Here is a 15,975-nt window from a genome sequence, read left to right on the forward strand (position 1 = left end):
CTTTCCATCGCTTTCGTTTTCCGATATAGACGGAAAAAACGAAAATGAAGGGTAGCGGATGTTCCTTTCGCCACGCCACGCCGAGATCATCCAGATGGCGAAGGACAACGGCCGGGTGCTGGTCGACGACCTGGCGACACATTTCAGCGTGACGCCGCAGACCATCCGCAAGGACCTCAACGACCTCTGTGACCAGCGGTTGCTGACGCGCATCCATGGCGGGGCGCTGTTCCCGTCCGGCATCGAGAACATGGAATACGAGGCGCGGCGCAAAATCGCTGCCGATGAGAAGGAAGCGATCGGCCGCGCCGCGGCCAGGCTCATTCCCGACAACGCCTCGCTGTTCATCAATATAGGCACCACGACGGAAGCCGTCTCAAAGGCGCTTCTCGACCATAACGGGCTTATGGTCATCACCAATAACATCAACGTTGCCAATAGGATGCGGATCTATCCTTCGATCGAGGTGGTGATCGCCGGCGGCGTTGTGCGCGGCTCCGACGGCGGCGTCGTCGGTGAGGCCGCGGTGGATTTCATTCGCCAGTTCAAAGTCGACTACGCCGTCATCGGCGCCTCGGCCATCGACCATGACGGCGCGCTGCTCGACTTCGACTTTCGCGAAGTGAAAGTGGCGCAGGCCATCATCGCCAATGCGCGTCATGTGATTCTCGTCTCCGACCGGACAAAATTCGAGCGCACGGCGCCGGTTCGCATTGGTCACCTGTCGCAGGTGAACACCTTCATCACCGACCGTTGCGACATTCCTTCGGTGCGCCGGATTTGCGAGGAAACGGAGGTTCGTTTGATCGAGACAGCGCTCGGATAGAGTCTCTTCACGGACATCTCACGCATCTGTGATATTTCGTTTGACATTCGGATCGAGTTCGAAATAATCCCGCCACGGTTTCGCGAAACACAAAAATGGTGCAATGCGAAATCGTGGAGGAACCCTGTGGACGCATCTCCGATCCATGACATTTTTGTCATAGGCGGCGGCATCAATGGCTGCGGCATCGCCCGCGACGCCGTTGGCCGCGGATTTTCCGTATACCTCGCCGAGATGAACGATCTCGCCAGCGGGACTTCCTCCGGCTCGACCAAACTGATCCATGGCGGGTTGCGCTATCTCGAGTTCTACGAATTCCGGCTGGTGCGCGAAGCGCTGATGGAGCGCGAGGTTCTGTGGAAGAACGCGCCGCATATCATCTGGCCGATGCGCTTCGTGCTGCCCTACGCCAAGGGCCTGCGTCCGGCCTGGCTGATCCGGCTCGGCCTTTTCCTTTACGACCATATCGGCGGGCGCAAGCTGCTGCCGGCGACCAAGACGCTGGACATGGCCACCGATCCGGCCGGCAAGCCGCTGAAGCCGCTGTTCCGCAAGGCGTTCGAATATTCGGACGGCTGGGTCAACGATGCCCGCCTGGTGGCGCTCAATGCCCGCGACGCGGCCGACCGCGGCGCCGTCATCCGCACTCGCACCAAGGTGGTCAGCGCGCGCCGCGAGAGCGCGCTGTGGACGATCAAGATCCAGAACGTGCTGACCGGCGAGACCGAGGAAGTCCGCGCCCGTCTTCTCGTCAACGCCGCCGGGCCCTGGGTGGATCAGGTGCTGGCAAAATCGGTCGGCCAGAACGATGTGCACAATGTTCGGCTGGTGCAGGGCAGCCACATCGTCATCGGCAAGAAGTTCAACGATCCGCGCGCCTATTTCTTTCAGAACAAGGACGGGCGCATCATCTTCGCCATTCCTTACGAGGAAGAGTTCACGCTGATCGGCACCACCGACCGCGACTTTCCGGGCGATCCGCATGAGGTGAAGATCAGCGATGCCGAGATCGACTATCTTTGCGCCGCCGCGAGCGAATATTTCGCCCAGCCGGTCAAGCGTTCGGACATCGTCTGGACCTATTCGGCGGTGCGCCCGCTTTATGACGACGGCGCCTCGAAGGCGCAGGAGGCGACGCGCGACTATGTGCTGAAGGCCGATGGCGGGGAGGGTGCTGCCCCCTTGCTCAACGCCTTCGGCGGCAAGATTACCACGTTCCGCCGGCTGGCGGAATCGATGCTGGAGAAGATCGAAGGCTTTCTCGGCAAGCGCGGCAAGCCATGGACCGCCAACGCGCCGCTGCCCGGCGGCGATTTTCCGGCGACCGGGTTCGACGCGCAGGTATCGAGGCTCAAGAACGCCTATCCGTTCCTCGACCAACGGCTGGCACGCAGGTTGACCCGGCTTTACGGCACGCGCGCGGAGAAGCTGCTTGGCCTCGCCAAGTCGAATGCCGATCTCGGCCGCAATTTCGGTGCCGACCTCTACGAAGCCGAGGTGCGCTACCTGGTCGAGAACGAGTGGGCGATCACCGCCGAGGACGTGCTGTGGCGCAGGACCAAACGCGGCCTGCATTTCAGCCGCGAGCAGACGGCGGCATTGGAAGAATTCATGCGCGGGTTGAGCAGCCGCCATGTCGCCGCGGCGGAATGAGGATCGAGCTGATGCGCAAGGCCTGGGAGGAGGCGTGATGCTGGAACTGAGGAACGTGACGAAGACGGTCGGCGCGCAGGAGCATATTCGCGACGTGTCGCTGACGCTTCAGCACGGCTCGCTGAATGTCCTGCTCGGGCCGACGCTTTCCGGCAAGACCAGCCTGATGCGGCTGATGGCCGGGCTCGATGCGCCAACTTCGGGCTCCGTCTGGTTCGACGGCAAGGACGTCACCGGACAGCCGGTGCAGAAGCGCAACGTCGCCATGGTCTACCAGCAATTCATCAACTACCCGGCGATGACGGTGTACGAGAACATCGCCTCGCCGCTTCGGGTTGCCGGCATCGAACAGGCCAGGATCGACAAGGAGGTGCGCAATGCTGCGGCACTTCTCAAGCTCACGCCCTATCTCGACCGCACGCCGCTCAACCTCTCGGGCGGCCAGCAGCAGCGCACGGCGCTTGCCCGCGCCATCGTCAAGAACGCCAGCCTGGTGCTGCTCGACGAGCCGCTCGCCAATCTCGACTACAAGCTGCGCGAGGAGTTGCGCGCCGAATTGCCGAAGATTTTCGCCGCGGCGGGCACGATCTTCGTCTATGCCACGACCGAGCCGCACGAGGCGCTTTTGCTCGGCGGCAACACCGCAACGCTTTCGGAAGGCCGCGTCACGCAGTTCGGCCCAACCGTCGAGGTGTTCCGCAAGCCGGTCGACCTGGTGACGGCGCGGACCTTCGCCGACCCTCCGCTCAACACCATTGTTCTCGCCAAGAAGGGATCGGACTTCCTTCTCGAAGGCGGCGTGAAGCTGCCGGTGCCGCTGGAACTGCTCGGCATTCCGGATGCCAGCTACACGATCGGCTTCCAGCCGCACCATTTGTCGCTCGAGCGTCCCAACGGCGGCGCCGTGCCGGTGCGGGCCAAGGTCACCATCACCGAGATCACCGGCTCGGAGAGCTTCGTCCATCTCGACTTCGCCGACGCGCGCTGGGTGATGCTCGCGCACGGCATCCTCGATTTCGAGACCGACGACGAGGTCGAGGTGTTCATCGACCCGCGCCACATCATGGTCTTCGACCAGAACGGCCGCGCGGTGACTGCGTCGAAGCTGGCGGCCTGAGGAGGAAGCGATGGCACGCATCGACGTCAACCACATCCGCCACTCCTACCTGACCAATCCAAAGAAGGATTCGGATTTCGCGCTGAAGGAGGTGCATCACACCTTCGAGGACGGCGGCGCCTATGCGCTGCTCGGGCCGTCCGGCTGCGGCAAGACCACCTTGCTCAACATCATTTCGGGGCTGCTCCATCCCTCGCACGGCCAGCTTCTGTTCAACGGCCGGAACGTGACCAATCTGTCGACGCAGGAGCGCAATATCGCCCAGGTGTTCCAGTTCCCGGTCATCTACGACACCATGACCGTCTACGACAATCTGGCCTTTCCGCTGCGCAACCGCCGCGTGCCGGAGGCCGATGTCGACCGCAAGGTGCGCGAGACGCTCGACATGATCGATCTCGCCTCGATGGCGAACCGGAAGGCGCGCCGGCTGACCGCCGACCAGAAGCAGAAGATCTCGCTCGGTCGAGGACTGGTGCGCTCGGACGTCAATGCCATCCTGTTCGACGAGCCGCTCACCGTCATCGATCCGCATATGAAATGGGTGCTGCGTTCGCAGCTGAAGCAGCTGCATCGCCGGTTTGGTTACACCATGGTCTATGTCACGCACGACCAGACCGAAGCGCTGACTTTCGCCGACCGCGTCGTGGTCATGTATGACGGCGAGATCGTGCAGATCGGCACGCCGGCCGAGCTGTTCGAGCGGCCGCGCCACACCTTCGTCGGCTATTTCATCGGTTCGCCGGGCATGAATGTGCTTCCGGTTGCGCTCGAAGGCAGGACGGCTTTGCTCGGCTCGCAGCGCATCGAACTGCCGGGCGCACCCAAGGCCGAAGCCGGTCCCGTCGAGCTCGGCATCCGTCCCGAATATGTCCGGCTCGGCCGCGAAGGCATGGCGGTGTCAGTCAGCAAGGTCGAGGATGTTGGCCGCCATAAGGTGGTTCGCGCCAATCTCGAGGGCAAAGAGATCGCCGCCGTCATCGGAGAGGACGATGAGGTGCCGACCGAACCCAGGGTCCGCTTCGATCCGGCCGGCATCAACATCTATGCCGATTCATGGCGCGTCGAGATGGGGGCGTAGATGGAAAAGACCTGGAACAACAAAGCCTGGTTCCTCGTCCTGCCGGTGTTGGTGCTGGTGGCCTTCTCGGCCGTCATTCCGCTGATGACCGTCGTCAACTATTCGGTGCAGGACACGTTCGGCAACAATGTCTTCTTCTGGGCCGGCACCGAGTGGTTCGAGGAGTTGCTGGCGTCCGACCGCTTCTGGGAAGCGATGGCGCGCAACCTGATCTTCTCCTTCATCATCCTGGCGATCGAGGTGCCGCTCGGCATCTTCATAGCGCTCAACATGCCGAAGAAGGGCTGGGGCGTGCCGGTCTGCCTGGTGCTGATGGCGCTGCCGCTGCTCATCCCATGGAACGTTGTCGGCACGATCTGGCAGGTGTTCGGCCGCAACGACATTGGCCTGCTCGGCTACTACGTCAACGCATTCGGCATCGACTACAACTATGTCCAGGATCCGATCGACGCGTGGGTCACCGTCATCATCATGGACGTCTGGCACTGGACGAGCCTGGTCGTGCTGCTCTGCTATGCCGGCCTGGTTTCAATCCCTGACGCCTTCTACCAGGCGGCCAAGATCGACGGCGCCTCGCGGTGGGCGGTGTTCCGCTACATCCAACTGCCGAAGATGCAGCGCGTGCTGCTGATCGCGGTGCTGCTGCGCTTCATGGACTCCTTCATGATCTATACCGAGCCCTTCGTCGTCACCGGCGGCGGTCCCGGCAATTCGACCACCTTCCTGTCGATCGACCTCGTCAAGATGGCGCTCGGTCAGTTCGATCTCGGTCCGGCGGCGGCCATGTCGCTGGTCTATTTCCTGATCATCCTGTTGTTGTCGTGGGTGTTCTACACCGTGATGACCAACTACGACGCGGAGCGCTGAGATGGCGAGCGCAAACGAGACGACACGCGTAAGCGAAGCGGCGGTCACCGAGGTAGGCAGCACCCTTTCGCAGGACGAGGTGGCGAAGCTGATGCGGCGCCGGGGCGAGGAATCGCGCTGGTGGTGGATTGTGCCGACGCTCTACATCGTCGTGCTGCTGCTGCCGATCTACTGGCTCATCAACATGAGCTTCAAGACCAATGCGGAGATCGTGTCGTCGCTGACGCTGTTCCCGCACAATCCGACGCTGGCAAATTACCGCACCATCTTCACCGATGCGTCCTGGTATTCGGGCTACATCAATTCGATCACCTATGTGGTGATGAACATGGTGATCTCGGTGGCCGTGGCGCTGCCCGCGGCCTACGCCTTCTCGCGCTACCGCTTCCTCGGCGACAAGCACCTGTTCTTCTGGCTGTTGACGAACCGCATGGCGCCGCCGGCGGTGTTTGCCCTGCCGTTCTTCCAGCTCTATTCGGCCTTCGGCCTGATCGACACCCATATCGCCGTGGCGCTGGCGCACTGCCTGTTCAACGTGCCGCTGGCGGTATGGATCCTGGAAGGCTTCATGTCCGGGGTGCCGAAGGAGATCGACGAGACCGCCTATATCGACGGCTATTCCTTCCCGCGCTTCTTCGTAAAGATCTTCATGCCACTGATCGCGAGCGGCATCGGCGTCGCCTGCTTCTTCTGCTTCATGTTCTCTTGGGTGGAGCTTCTGATCGCCCGCACGCTGACGACGACCGACGCCAAGCCGATCGCGGCCACCATGACCCGCACCGTCTCGGCCGCCGGCATGGACTGGGGGCTGCTCGCCGCGGCCGGCGTGCTGACGCTGATCCCCGGCGCGCTGGTGATCTGGTTTGTGCGCAACTATATCGCCAAGGGCTTCGCCCTGGGGAGGGTGTGATCGATGAACCTCGACTTCTCCTGGATGGCGTGGACGTTGCCGACAGCGGCTTTCTTCGGAACCGTATTGCTGCTGCTGGTCGGCATGGCGGCCTGGGAATATGCCTCGCCGGGCGGCAACCCGCGCGTTGGGATCCTGTGCTTCGAAACGACGCGCGGCGACCGCCTCTTCCTGTCGCTGCTCGGCAGCGCCTTTATCCATCTCGCTTGGCTGGGTCTCGTTGGACCCAACCTGTGGTGGGCTCTCGCTCTCTCCGTGGTCTACGCGATCGGCGTATTCCGATACGTATAGAGGGGGAAATAGTTGGAGCGGCCGCGTGCCGGCGGCCGCTCCAGATCGCACTTGCAACCTAAGACTGGAGGAAACACATGCGACGGCAAATTTTTACATCAACGACAGCCATTGCACTATTGCTGGGCGTAGGTAACGCCTATGCCGGTATGGACGAGGCAAAAGCTTTTCTCGACAAGGAGATAGGTGATCTGTCGACGCTTTCGCGCGCCGATCAGGAAAAGGAAATGCAGTGGTTCATCGACGCAGCCAAGCCGTTTGCCGGCATGGACATCAAGGTCGTGTCGGAAACCATCGCCACCCATTCCTATGAATCGCAGGTGCTGGCGCCGGCCTTCTCGGCCATCACCGGCATCAAGGTCACCCACGACACGATCCAGGAAGGTGATGTGGTCGAGAAGATCCAGACCCAGATGCAGACCGGTCAGAACCTCTATGACGGCTGGGTCAACGACTCCGACCTGATCGGCACGCACTGGCGCTACCAGCAGGTGCGCAACCTGACCGACTGGATGGAAGGCGACGGCAAGGACGTCACCAATCCGAATCTCGACCTGAAGGACTTCATCGGCACCTCGTTCACGACGGCGCCCGACAAGAAGCTCTATCAACTGCCGGACCAGCAGTTCGCGAACCTCTACTGGTTCCGCTACGACTGGTTCAACGACGAGAAGAACAAGGCCGACTTCAAGGCCAAGTACGGCTACGACCTCGGCGTTCCCGTCAACTGGTCGGCCTATGAGGACATCGCCGCGTTCTTCACCGGCCGCGAAATCGATGGCAAGAAGGTCTACGGCCACATGGACTACGGCAAGAAGGACCCATCGCTCGGCTGGCGGTTCACCGACGCCTGGCTGTCCATGGCCGGCAACGGCGACAAGGGCATTCCGAACGGCCTGCCGGTCGACGAATGGGGCATCAAGGTCGACGAGAATTCGCGGCCCGTGGGCTCCTGCACCGCGCGCGGCGGCGACACGAATGGTCCGGCTGCCGTCTACTCGATCCAGAAATACCTCGACTGGCTGAAGGCCTACGCTCCGGCCGAAGCGCAGGGCATGACCTTCTCCGAATCCGGGCCGGTTCCGGCGCAGGGTGGGGTTGCCCAGCAGATCTTCTGGTACACCGCTTTCACCGCCTCGATGGTCGACGCCAGCGCCAAGGCGGTGCTGAACGACGACGGCACGCCGAAGTGGCGCATGGCGCCGTCGCCGCATGGTGTCTACTGGAAGGACGGCATGAAGCTCGGCTACCAGGACGTGGGTTCCTGGACGTTGATGAAGTCGACGCCGACCGACCGCGCCAAGGCCGCCTGGCTTTACGCCCAGTTCGTCACCTCGAAGACCGTCGATGTGAAGAAGAGCCATGTCGGCTTGACCTTCATCCGCGAGAGCACGATCCACGACAAGAGCTTCACCGAGCGCGCTCCGAAGCTCGGCGGCCTGATCGAGTTCTACCGCTCGCCGGCCCGCGTCCAGTGGTCGCCGACCGGCACCAACGTGCCTGACTATCCGAAGCTCGCTCAGCTCTGGTGGCAGGCGATCGGCGATGCGTCGTCGGGCGCCAAGACCGCGCAGGAAGCGATGGACTCGCTTTGCGCCGAGCAGGAAAAGGTCATGAGCCGCATCGAAAAGTCGGGCGTCCAGGGCGATATCGGCCCGAGGATGGCCGAAGAGCATGATCTCGAATACTGGAACAAGGACGCGGTCTCGAAGGGCAACCTTGCGCCGCAGTTGAAGATCGAGAACGAAAAGGAGAAGCCGATCACCATCAACTACGACGAGTTGGTGAAGAGCTGGCAGCAGCAGTAACTGCATGACGCAGGCCCGCGAGCCTGTGTAGGAAATGCAGGGGAGGCGGCTTGGCCGTCTCCCCTGTTGCATGAGAAGTGGAGGGACGGAATGAGCGGTTTTGTGCTGGCCATCGACCAGGGAACGACCTCGACCAGGGCGATCGTCTTCGACAGCGAAATGAAAGTCGCCGGCACGGGCCAGCAGGAATTCACGCAGCATTATCCGGCTTCCGGCTGGGTCGAGCATGATCCGGAAGACATTTGGGCAAGCGTGCTCGCGACAGTGAAGGCGGCGCTGAAGGCTGCCGGTTGCGCAGCATCGGATATGGCCGCGATCGGCATCACCAACCAGCGCGAGACGGTGGTCATCTGGGACAAGGCGACGGGAAAACCGATCCACAACGCGATTGTGTGGCAGGACAGACGAACCGCGCCGCTTTGCCAGAAGCTCAAGAAGCAAGGGCTGGAGAAGACGTTCACGAAAAAGACCGGGCTGCTGCTCGATCCCTATTTCTCCGGCACCAAGATCGCCTGGATGCTGGACAAGGTGAAGGGCGCGAGAAAGCGCGCCGAGAAGGGCGAATTGCTCGCCGGCACGATCGACAGTTTTCTCATCTGGCGCCTGACCGGCGGCAAGGTACACGCCACCGATGCCACCAACGCCTCGCGCACGCTGGTCTACAACATCGAGAAGAATGTCTGGGACGACGAGCTGCTGTCCATCCTGAACATACCGGCCGCGGTCCTGCCGCAGGTGAAGGACTGCGCCGATGATTTCGGTGTCACAGAAAAGAGCCTTTTCGGCGCCGAGATGAGGATTCTCGGGGTCGCCGGCGACCAGCACGCAGCGACCATCGGCCAAGCCTGTTTCGAGCCGGGCATGATGAAGTCCACCTACGGCACCGGCTGCTTCGCGCTGCTGAACACCGGCGCCGATCTGGTGCGATCGAAGAACCGGCTCTTGACCACCATCGCCTATCGGTTGAACGGCAAGACCACCTATGCGCTGGAGGGCTCGATCTTCATTGCGGGTGCCGCCGTGCAATGGCTGCGCGACGGCATCAAGGTGATCGGCAAGGCCGAGCAGAGCGGTGCGCTGGCGGCGACCGCCGATCCGGCGCAACAAGTCTATCTGGTGCCGGCCTTTGTCGGCCTCGGCGCGCCGCATTGGGACGCGGATGCCCGCGGCGCGATCTTCGGCCTGACGCGCAATTCAGGCCCGGCCGAGTTCGCGCGCGCGGCGCTCGAATCCGTCGCCTTCCAGACGCGCGACCTGCTCGACGCCATGCGCAAGGATTGGAAGGGCGCTTCCGCCAAGACCGTGCTGCGGGTCGACGGCGGCATGGTCGCATCCGATTGGACCATGCAGAGGTTGGCCGACATCCTCGACGCGCCGGTCGATCGGCCGACCATCCTGGAAACGACCGCGCTGGGTGCCGCCTGGCTTGCCGGATCGAAAGCCGGCGTGTGGCCGAAGGCGAAGGAGTTTGCCAAGACCTGGGCGCTCGATAAGCGCTTCAAACCGGATATGGACGCCGCCACCCGTTCCGCCAAGCTGAGTGGCTGGCGCGACGCAGTGCGCAGGACGCTGAGCGTGCAATGAGGCGCGCGGGAGACACGGCAAGGCGAGGGGGCATGAAGCATCCGGATTGGTATCCCGCATGGCGTGACGAGGCTTTCCACCAGTTGAACGCCAAGAACCATCGTTTGGAGGATGAATTCCGCCTCGGCAGCTGGCAGCGCTACGACTATGACTTAACGACCGGAAAACTGCTTTTTTCGGCAGATGGCGTCGTCAAGGTGGTCGCCCACATACAGATTGCCGGCTCTACAAGCGCCAAGGCGGACAACTGGCTCTGGGCTTGGGCAAATTCAAATTTGCCGGGCGACCTTCTCAGCGACGCCAAACTGGTTCGGTCATTCGGCGAGGAGAAGGGCATAGACGAACTGGCGCAGGCTTATGTGCTCGACGTGGCCGATGACCTCGAAGCGCTTGGTTGGGGACTGACCGGTGCCATGGTTCGGATTTGCAACGCGCTCGGAGCCTATCGCTCACCGCGAGGGGAAGGCGGGGGCCTGTACCTGATATTGAAAAGCGTCAACTGGGCCAGCTGAACGAACAGAGAGCCCGTGCCTTGCGACACGGGCTCGGTCAACGACCCTGGATACTGACTGGAGGCTGTCAGTAGGGCGAAACGCACTGCTGACGCGGGCCGTTGTAGGGCTGGAAAGTGTTGTCCGAGGCGCGATAAGACCGATAACGGTCATAGCACCACTGCACATGCGCATCGCCGCCACGATAGACGCGGTTCTGGCTGTTGATGATGGCGCCGGTAATCAGCGCGCCGGTGGCGAAGGCAGCGAGCGGGAACCAATAATCGCCATGCCGGCGATAGCCGCGGCGATATTCACGGTAGCCGCGATGGCCATTCCAGTAGACGACGCCGTCCCGACGCGAGAAATCGCGGTTGAAGCTGCGGTGTCGCCTCCAATCCCGATACTGCACGGTCTGGACATCCGACGAGAGGCCCTGGGATTGTGGCACATAAGCTGGCTGAGCGTTGACCGGCACCATCTCCGCCGCGATGAACGAAGCCGAGAGGGCGGCTGCCATCAGGCCTGATGCGATCCTTTTCATCGATGTACTCCTCGAGGGTTGGTAATCGTCCCTGTGTTGCGAAACGGGTCTCGGTTGCAATGGTTCCCGCTTCTCGATCAACGTATTGTTATCGTAGGGCTTTCTGAAGCGGCCCGGGTCCGGGTGATCGGCGGAGGCACCGAAAGCTTCTCCCGGGCACCTTAACCGCTCCCTTGGAATCCGTTCAAAATCCGCCTTGAAAGCTGGTGTTTTTCCGGTTGACCGGTCGCGGCACTCTCCCTATGTTCCGCGCAATTTCGAGGGCGGCGTTTTGAGCCCGCGGGAGCGCGTAGCTCAGCCGGTAGAGCAACTGACTTTTAATCAGTAGGTCATGGGTTCGAATCCCATCGCGCTCACCAAATTTCCAACCCATTTCAACGAGATAAGCTCTGGCTGCGAAACGGGCAGACCGCTTTGATGCCCCGCGCGTTACCTATGGCTGCCCAATTCGTGATTGGGACCGAGAAAGCCCGGCAGCCGAAACGACCCGACCAGGTGGCATTTGGTCTTCCTGTCTCGTCTTGGGACGGGAATGCTTGGCATTGGCTTTGCACCGCAGACATGGCCGGCTTGATCCCCGGCAACTCGTCGGGCTTGAAGGCCGTTGTTGGGGGCCTCGCCCGGCGAGTTCTTCCCAAAGTGACCTGCCGGCGCTGCTGCTCTCTCGCTTCGATGTCAGCTCGCGTTGACAATAAGTTGAGGCATCCTTGACGCAGCATCCCGCCTAGGCCGCTCAACAGCTTTCCGTGAGTTCTGACTGCCAGATTCCGCAAGATCGCTTGCGCGGAGTCACTCATGCTCGGCATGCGGCTTGCGCGGGCAGGACGGTTGCGCGATGCTGCCGTTGGGGAGTGGTGTCGCAATATCGATTCTGTGGAATCACCACTATGTTCGTTGACTACTATGAGCTGCTCGAGATCAGCCCGAACGCGAATTCGGAAACGATCGAGCGGATATTTCGTTACTTTGCCATGCGCTACCATCCCGACAATCGGGATACCGGCAATGAGTCACGCTTCAGCGAAATCGTAGAAGCCCATAATACGCTCAAGGATCCAGTCAAACGCGCCCAATACGATGTCCAGTATAGAGACCATTTGAGCGTTCGCCGCGAGCTCGCCGAAGAAGCCAGCGATGCCAAAGGGCTTGAACGGGACGTTGTCATCCAGGCCAAGCTGCTGTCGCTTCTCTATGTAAAACGTCGACAGGACGTCAACAATCCTGGCATTGGCGATGAAGAGCTCGAACGCTTGTCGGGCTGCCCGCGAGAACATCTGGAATTTCATCTTTGGTATCTGAAGGCAAAGAGCTGGATAGCAAGGATCGAAAACGGGATGTTCGCGATCACCGTAGACGGCATCGATCGCGCCAATTCAGAGCATCGCCGTGAAACCGTCGCAACCAGGCTGCTGGATCATGCAACTTGACGGTGCCCTCTGATACTGCCGGCTGATCGGTTGCTCTTACATTCGCGAATGCTTGTGTTCGAATTCCGCCGGGGCCATGGTTGGCCGACGAGGAGGAGCGATCCGGTGTGGGCCGGCCGCGCCATGCCTGGTTCCGTGCAACCGGGCAGGTAGCGTCAGGATGGCGGCCCAAGGGGAGGATAAATTGCCCGAGAAGAAGGTGATTGCCGTCAAAGACTGGACTTGCGCCATGAGTGACGAACTCGGCCGCGTGGCCCTGACGGTCAATCCGACAGACGGTGAGCCGATCCTGGTCTTGCTGACGATCTTTCAGGCGGCAAAGATGGGGCGCGAGTTGCAGTCGCCGAAACGCGTTCAGTTTTCCATCTAACTGGGGATCGAGACGTCGGCAAAGGCTGGAGCGGCACCCCAACCTTGTCGCCAGGCGGGGTGGCGGCTAAGGTCGATCCTTCCCGAAGGAGAGCTCGACCATGGCACTTGACCTTTCGGTGGATGCTTCAGCCGCTAAAGCGGCGACGCTGCCTGGCAAATATCTGTTTGGCCCGGTCGCCGATTTCCTCATGCTCGGCGGCAGCGCGTTTCTGATCCTGCCCATCCTGTTCCTGGTGCCGCTCGAATATGAAGGCCTCGTCGCTGCAACCATGGTCGTCGTGGCATATCTGGTCAACTACCCCCACTTCGCCCACTCGTACCAGATTTTCTATCGCAATTTCGGGCGCAAGGTGAGGGGCAACGGATACGAGAAGAGCCTGCAGCTTCGCTACATTTTCGCGGGCATCGTCGTCCCCCTGATCATGGCCGCGTTCTTTGCATATGGCGCGGCAAGGGCGGACACTCAGCTGCTGGGATACGCAGCCAACGCCATGTTCTTCTTCGTCGGTTGGCACTACGTCAAGCAAGGCTACGGCATGCTGATGGTCGACGCCGTCCTGAAGCGTAAATTCTTCGACAATCGTGACAAGAAGGTGCTGCTGGTCAACAGCTATGTCGTGTGGATCCTGGCATGGCTCCAGACGAACACGGCGGTGACCCAAGGGAAATATTACGGCCTGGAATATTACACATTCGCGGTCCCTTCCTGGATAACCAACATTGCCCTGCTAGCGGCCGTCGCCTCGACGGCGGCCACGGTTCTGATGCTGATCAACCGCTGGCACAGAAATGGTCATGCGCTGCCGTATAACGGCATCGTAGCCTATGTCGCGTCGCTCTATCTGTGGATCCTGATTGCGAGGATAAACCCGCTCTGGCTGCTAGTGGTGCCGGCGCTCCACTCGCTGCAGTATCTGGCCGTGGTCTGGCGCTACCAGACGAACGTCGAGCGCGACGTCGCGGATGCCGCACAAAATCCGCAACCGAAGGTACTGTCCTTTCTCGGACCTCTCTACAGGCTTAGGGTTCTGGGATTCATCGTCGGGGGTGGTGCGCTCGGATATCTCGGCTTCTGGCTTATGCCGATGGCGATGACCGCCTTGATCCCCTACGACAAGCAAGTCCTCGGGTCCTCGCTGTTCTTCTTCATCGTGCTGATCTTCATCAACGTGCACCACTATTTTCTGGACAACGTGATGTGGCGCCGCGGCAATCCTGAAGTGTCCAAATATTTGTTCCGCTAACGCTGAAGCCGCAGGTCGGAGCAGCCGGGTTCACGCCACCAGCGACACATTCCCGCCGGCATGGCGCTCGAGGCGTCCGGCGAGGTCGAGCTCCAAGAGCACCATGGCGATCTGCGCGGCGCTCAGGCCTGTGTGGCGGATGATCTCGTCGACCGCGATCGGCGTCGGGCCGAGCGCTTCCAGCACGTCGGCGCGTTCGTCTTCGCCGGGCGGCGGCATTGCCGACAAGTCGGGCGCCTCGGCGAGCGGCATGGTCCTTGGCGGGCGAGTGCCAGCCAGCGGTGCCAGCGCGCCCAGAATGTCGGCCGCTTCGGTGACGAGCGTGGCGCCGTCCTTGAGCAGCGCATTGCTGCCGGCGGCACGCGGGTCGAGCGGCGAGCCCGGAACCGCGAAGACCAGTCGGCCCATCTCGCCGGCCAGCCTGGCGCTGATCAGCGAACCCGAGCGCTGTGCGGCTTCGACCACGACGAGCCCGAGCGCAATGCCGGCGACGAGGCGGTTGCGGCGCGGGAAATCCTGCGCTCGCGGCTGCCAGCCGAAGGGCATTTCCGAAACGATGGCGCCGCCGCGCTCTGCGATGTCGTCGCACAGACCGGCATTTTCCGGCGGGTAGGGCACATCGAGGCCGCCGGCCAGCACTCCGACCGTGCCGGTCGAAAGGCTCCCCTGATGCGCCGCGGTGTCGATGCCGCGTGCGAGGCCGGAGACGATGGCGTAGCCCTCGCGACCGAGGTCGCTCGCCAGCATGCGCGCCATCTTGATGCCGGCGAGCGAGGCGTTGCGGGCGCCGACGATCGCCACCGCAGGGAGACGGAACACCGCGCCTTCACCCTTCACCGCCAACAGCGGCGGCGGGTTGTCCAGGGTCTTCAGCAAAGCGGGATAGTCTGCTTCGCCGATGCCGACGAAGCGGGCGCCGGCGCGCCGGGCCGCTTCCAACTCCGCCTCGGCTTCGCCGGCGGAGGGAATGCGAGCGATGCGGTTGGCGCCGCCCGAGATCATCAGCTCGGGCAGCATTTCGAGCGCGGCTTCGGCCGAGCCGAAGCGGTTGATCAGTTCGCGAAAAGAGGCAGGGCCGACGTTCGGCGTGCGGATCAGGCGAAGCCAGGCAAGCCGCTGCCGCTCGCTGAGGCGCGGGCCGGCGACCGGAGCACTCACCCCTTCGCCCCTATCTTTCCCTCGGTGCCGGCGAGCAGCCGCGAGATGTTGGCGCGGTGCTTGACGAAGACGATCAGGCTCATCAGCGCGAACAGGCCGGCGATCTGAGGCGTGCTGATGAAGTAAAGCGCGATCGGCACGACCACCGTCGCCGCGAGCGCCGCGAGCGAGGAGTAGCGGAACAGGAAGGCCATGGCGAGCCAGACAACGGCGAAGACAACCATGCCCTGCCAGGCAAGCCCGAGCAGCACGCCAAGGTAGGTGGCGACGCCCTTGCCGCCCTTGAATCCTAGCCAGGCCGGAAAGAGATGGCCGAGGAAAGCGCCGAAGCCCGCGAGCAGTCCGAAATCCGGCGAGAAATGTCCGGCGATCAGCACCGCCGCGGTGCCCTTCAGCGCATCGAGCAGCAGCGTCGCAGCGGCGAGCCCCTTGTTGCCGGTCCGCAGCACATTGGTCGCGCCGATGTTGCCTGAACCGATCTGGCGGACGTCGCCGAGACCGGCCAAGCGGGTAATCAACAGCCCGAACGGAATCGAGCCGAACAGGTATCCGAAGATCAGTGCGAGCCCGTAACCCATTGTTTCCCCACCTATTTCGTCCGATCG

General features: G+C 62.1%; 16 protein-coding genes and 1 tRNA gene. 14 read left to right on the forward strand and 3 right to left on the reverse strand.

Annotated elements, in window-relative coordinates; translation table 11 throughout:
* Positions 1–58: 58 nt before the first annotated feature.
* The 10 genes from CK215_RS02990 (at position 59) to CK215_RS03035 (ending at position 10,646) form a co-directional block, all read left to right on the forward strand.
* A complete protein-coding gene (locus CK215_RS02990; RefSeq protein WP_066992523.1) occupies positions 59–826 on the forward strand; it encodes a DeoR/GlpR family DNA-binding transcription regulator in 768 nt (255 codons plus the stop codon).
* A 126-nt stretch (positions 827–952) separates the two neighbouring features.
* A complete protein-coding gene (gene glpD / locus CK215_RS02995) occupies positions 953–2,479 on the forward strand; it encodes a glycerol-3-phosphate dehydrogenase (protein ID WP_066992526.1) in 1,527 nt (508 codons plus the stop codon).
* Positions 2,480–2,516: 37 nt separating this feature from the next.
* Entirely contained in the window at positions 2,517–3,596 is a 1,080-nt protein-coding gene (locus CK215_RS03000; protein WP_095830024.1) for an ABC transporter ATP-binding protein, read from the forward strand.
* 10 nt (positions 3,597–3,606) lie between these two features.
* Positions 3,607–4,674, forward strand: coding sequence for an ABC transporter ATP-binding protein (locus CK215_RS03005; protein WP_067319784.1), 1,068 nt, complete (start codon positions 3,607–3,609; stop codon positions 4,672–4,674).
* Entirely contained in the window at positions 4,675–5,541 is an 867-nt protein-coding gene (locus CK215_RS03010) for a sugar ABC transporter permease (RefSeq protein ID WP_066992534.1), read from the forward strand.
* A 1-nt stretch (position 5,542) separates the two neighbouring features.
* Positions 5,543–6,451 (forward strand): carbohydrate ABC transporter permease, encoded by a 909-nt coding sequence (locus CK215_RS03015; protein WP_066992537.1) that lies wholly within the window; start codon positions 5,543–5,545, stop codon positions 6,449–6,451.
* A 3-nt stretch (positions 6,452–6,454) separates the two neighbouring features.
* A complete protein-coding gene (locus CK215_RS03020; RefSeq protein ID WP_095830025.1) occupies positions 6,455–6,742 on the forward strand; it encodes a DUF2160 domain-containing protein in 288 nt (95 codons plus the stop codon).
* Between the two features lie 77 nt (positions 6,743–6,819).
* The gene (locus tag CK215_RS03025) at positions 6,820–8,550 is read left to right on the forward strand and encodes an ABC transporter substrate-binding protein (protein WP_095830026.1); all 1,731 of its coding nucleotides are present in this window, start codon (positions 6,820–6,822) and stop codon (positions 8,548–8,550) included.
* 90 nt (positions 8,551–8,640) lie between these two features.
* On the forward strand, positions 8,641–10,134 hold the full coding sequence (glpK, locus tag CK215_RS03030; protein WP_067319790.1) for a glycerol kinase GlpK: 1,494 nt from the start codon (positions 8,641–8,643) through the stop codon (positions 10,132–10,134).
* 32 nt (positions 10,135–10,166) lie between these two features.
* Positions 10,167–10,646 (forward strand): DUF6882 domain-containing protein, encoded by a 480-nt coding sequence (locus CK215_RS03035; RefSeq protein WP_095830027.1) that lies wholly within the window; start codon positions 10,167–10,169, stop codon positions 10,644–10,646.
* Between the two features lie 67 nt (positions 10,647–10,713).
* On the opposite strand, the gene CK215_RS03040 is transcribed toward CK215_RS03035, so the two are convergent.
* On the reverse strand, positions 10,714–11,169 hold the full coding sequence (locus CK215_RS03040) for a BA14K family protein (protein ID WP_095830028.1): 456 nt from the start codon (positions 11,167–11,169) through the stop codon (positions 10,714–10,716).
* 283 nt (positions 11,170–11,452) lie between these two features.
* On the opposite strand from CK215_RS03040, the gene CK215_RS03045 reads away from it, so the two are divergent.
* The 4 genes from CK215_RS03045 to CK215_RS03060 all read left to right on the forward strand — a co-directional run bounded on the left by CK215_RS03045 (position 11,453) and on the right by CK215_RS03060 (position 14,212).
* Positions 11,453–11,528, forward strand: a tRNA-Lys gene (locus CK215_RS03045).
* A 528-nt stretch (positions 11,529–12,056) separates the two neighbouring features.
* Positions 12,057–12,596, forward strand: a complete 540-nt coding sequence (locus tag CK215_RS03050) for a J domain-containing protein (protein WP_067319800.1) — start codon at positions 12,057–12,059, stop codon at positions 12,594–12,596.
* Between the two features lie 184 nt (positions 12,597–12,780).
* Positions 12,781–12,966: a hypothetical protein gene (locus CK215_RS03055; RefSeq protein WP_066992556.1), complete on the forward strand. Its 186-nt coding sequence runs from the start codon at positions 12,781–12,783 to the stop codon at positions 12,964–12,966.
* Between the two features lie 100 nt (positions 12,967–13,066).
* Positions 13,067–14,212, forward strand: coding sequence for a hypothetical protein (locus tag CK215_RS03060; RefSeq protein ID WP_095777747.1), 1,146 nt, complete (start codon positions 13,067–13,069; stop codon positions 14,210–14,212).
* A gap of 30 nt (positions 14,213–14,242) precedes the next feature.
* Here the strand turns inward: CK215_RS03060 and dprA are convergent, their stop codons facing one another.
* Together dprA and plsY are read right to left on the reverse strand one after the other, a co-directional pair.
* Positions 14,243–15,370 (reverse strand): DNA-processing protein DprA, encoded by a 1,128-nt coding sequence (gene dprA, locus CK215_RS03065; RefSeq protein WP_066992563.1) that lies wholly within the window; start codon positions 15,368–15,370, stop codon positions 14,243–14,245.
* A complete protein-coding gene (plsY, locus tag CK215_RS03070) occupies positions 15,367–15,948 on the reverse strand; it encodes a glycerol-3-phosphate 1-O-acyltransferase PlsY (protein ID WP_095830029.1) in 582 nt (193 codons plus the stop codon). The genes dprA and plsY overlap by 4 nt, the downstream gene beginning before the upstream one ends.
* Positions 15,949–15,975 lie beyond the last annotated feature (27 nt).

Source organism: Mesorhizobium sp. WSM3864 (assembly GCF_002294955.1).
In the GTDB taxonomy this organism is placed as follows: domain Bacteria; phylum Pseudomonadota; class Alphaproteobacteria; order Rhizobiales; family Rhizobiaceae; genus Mesorhizobium.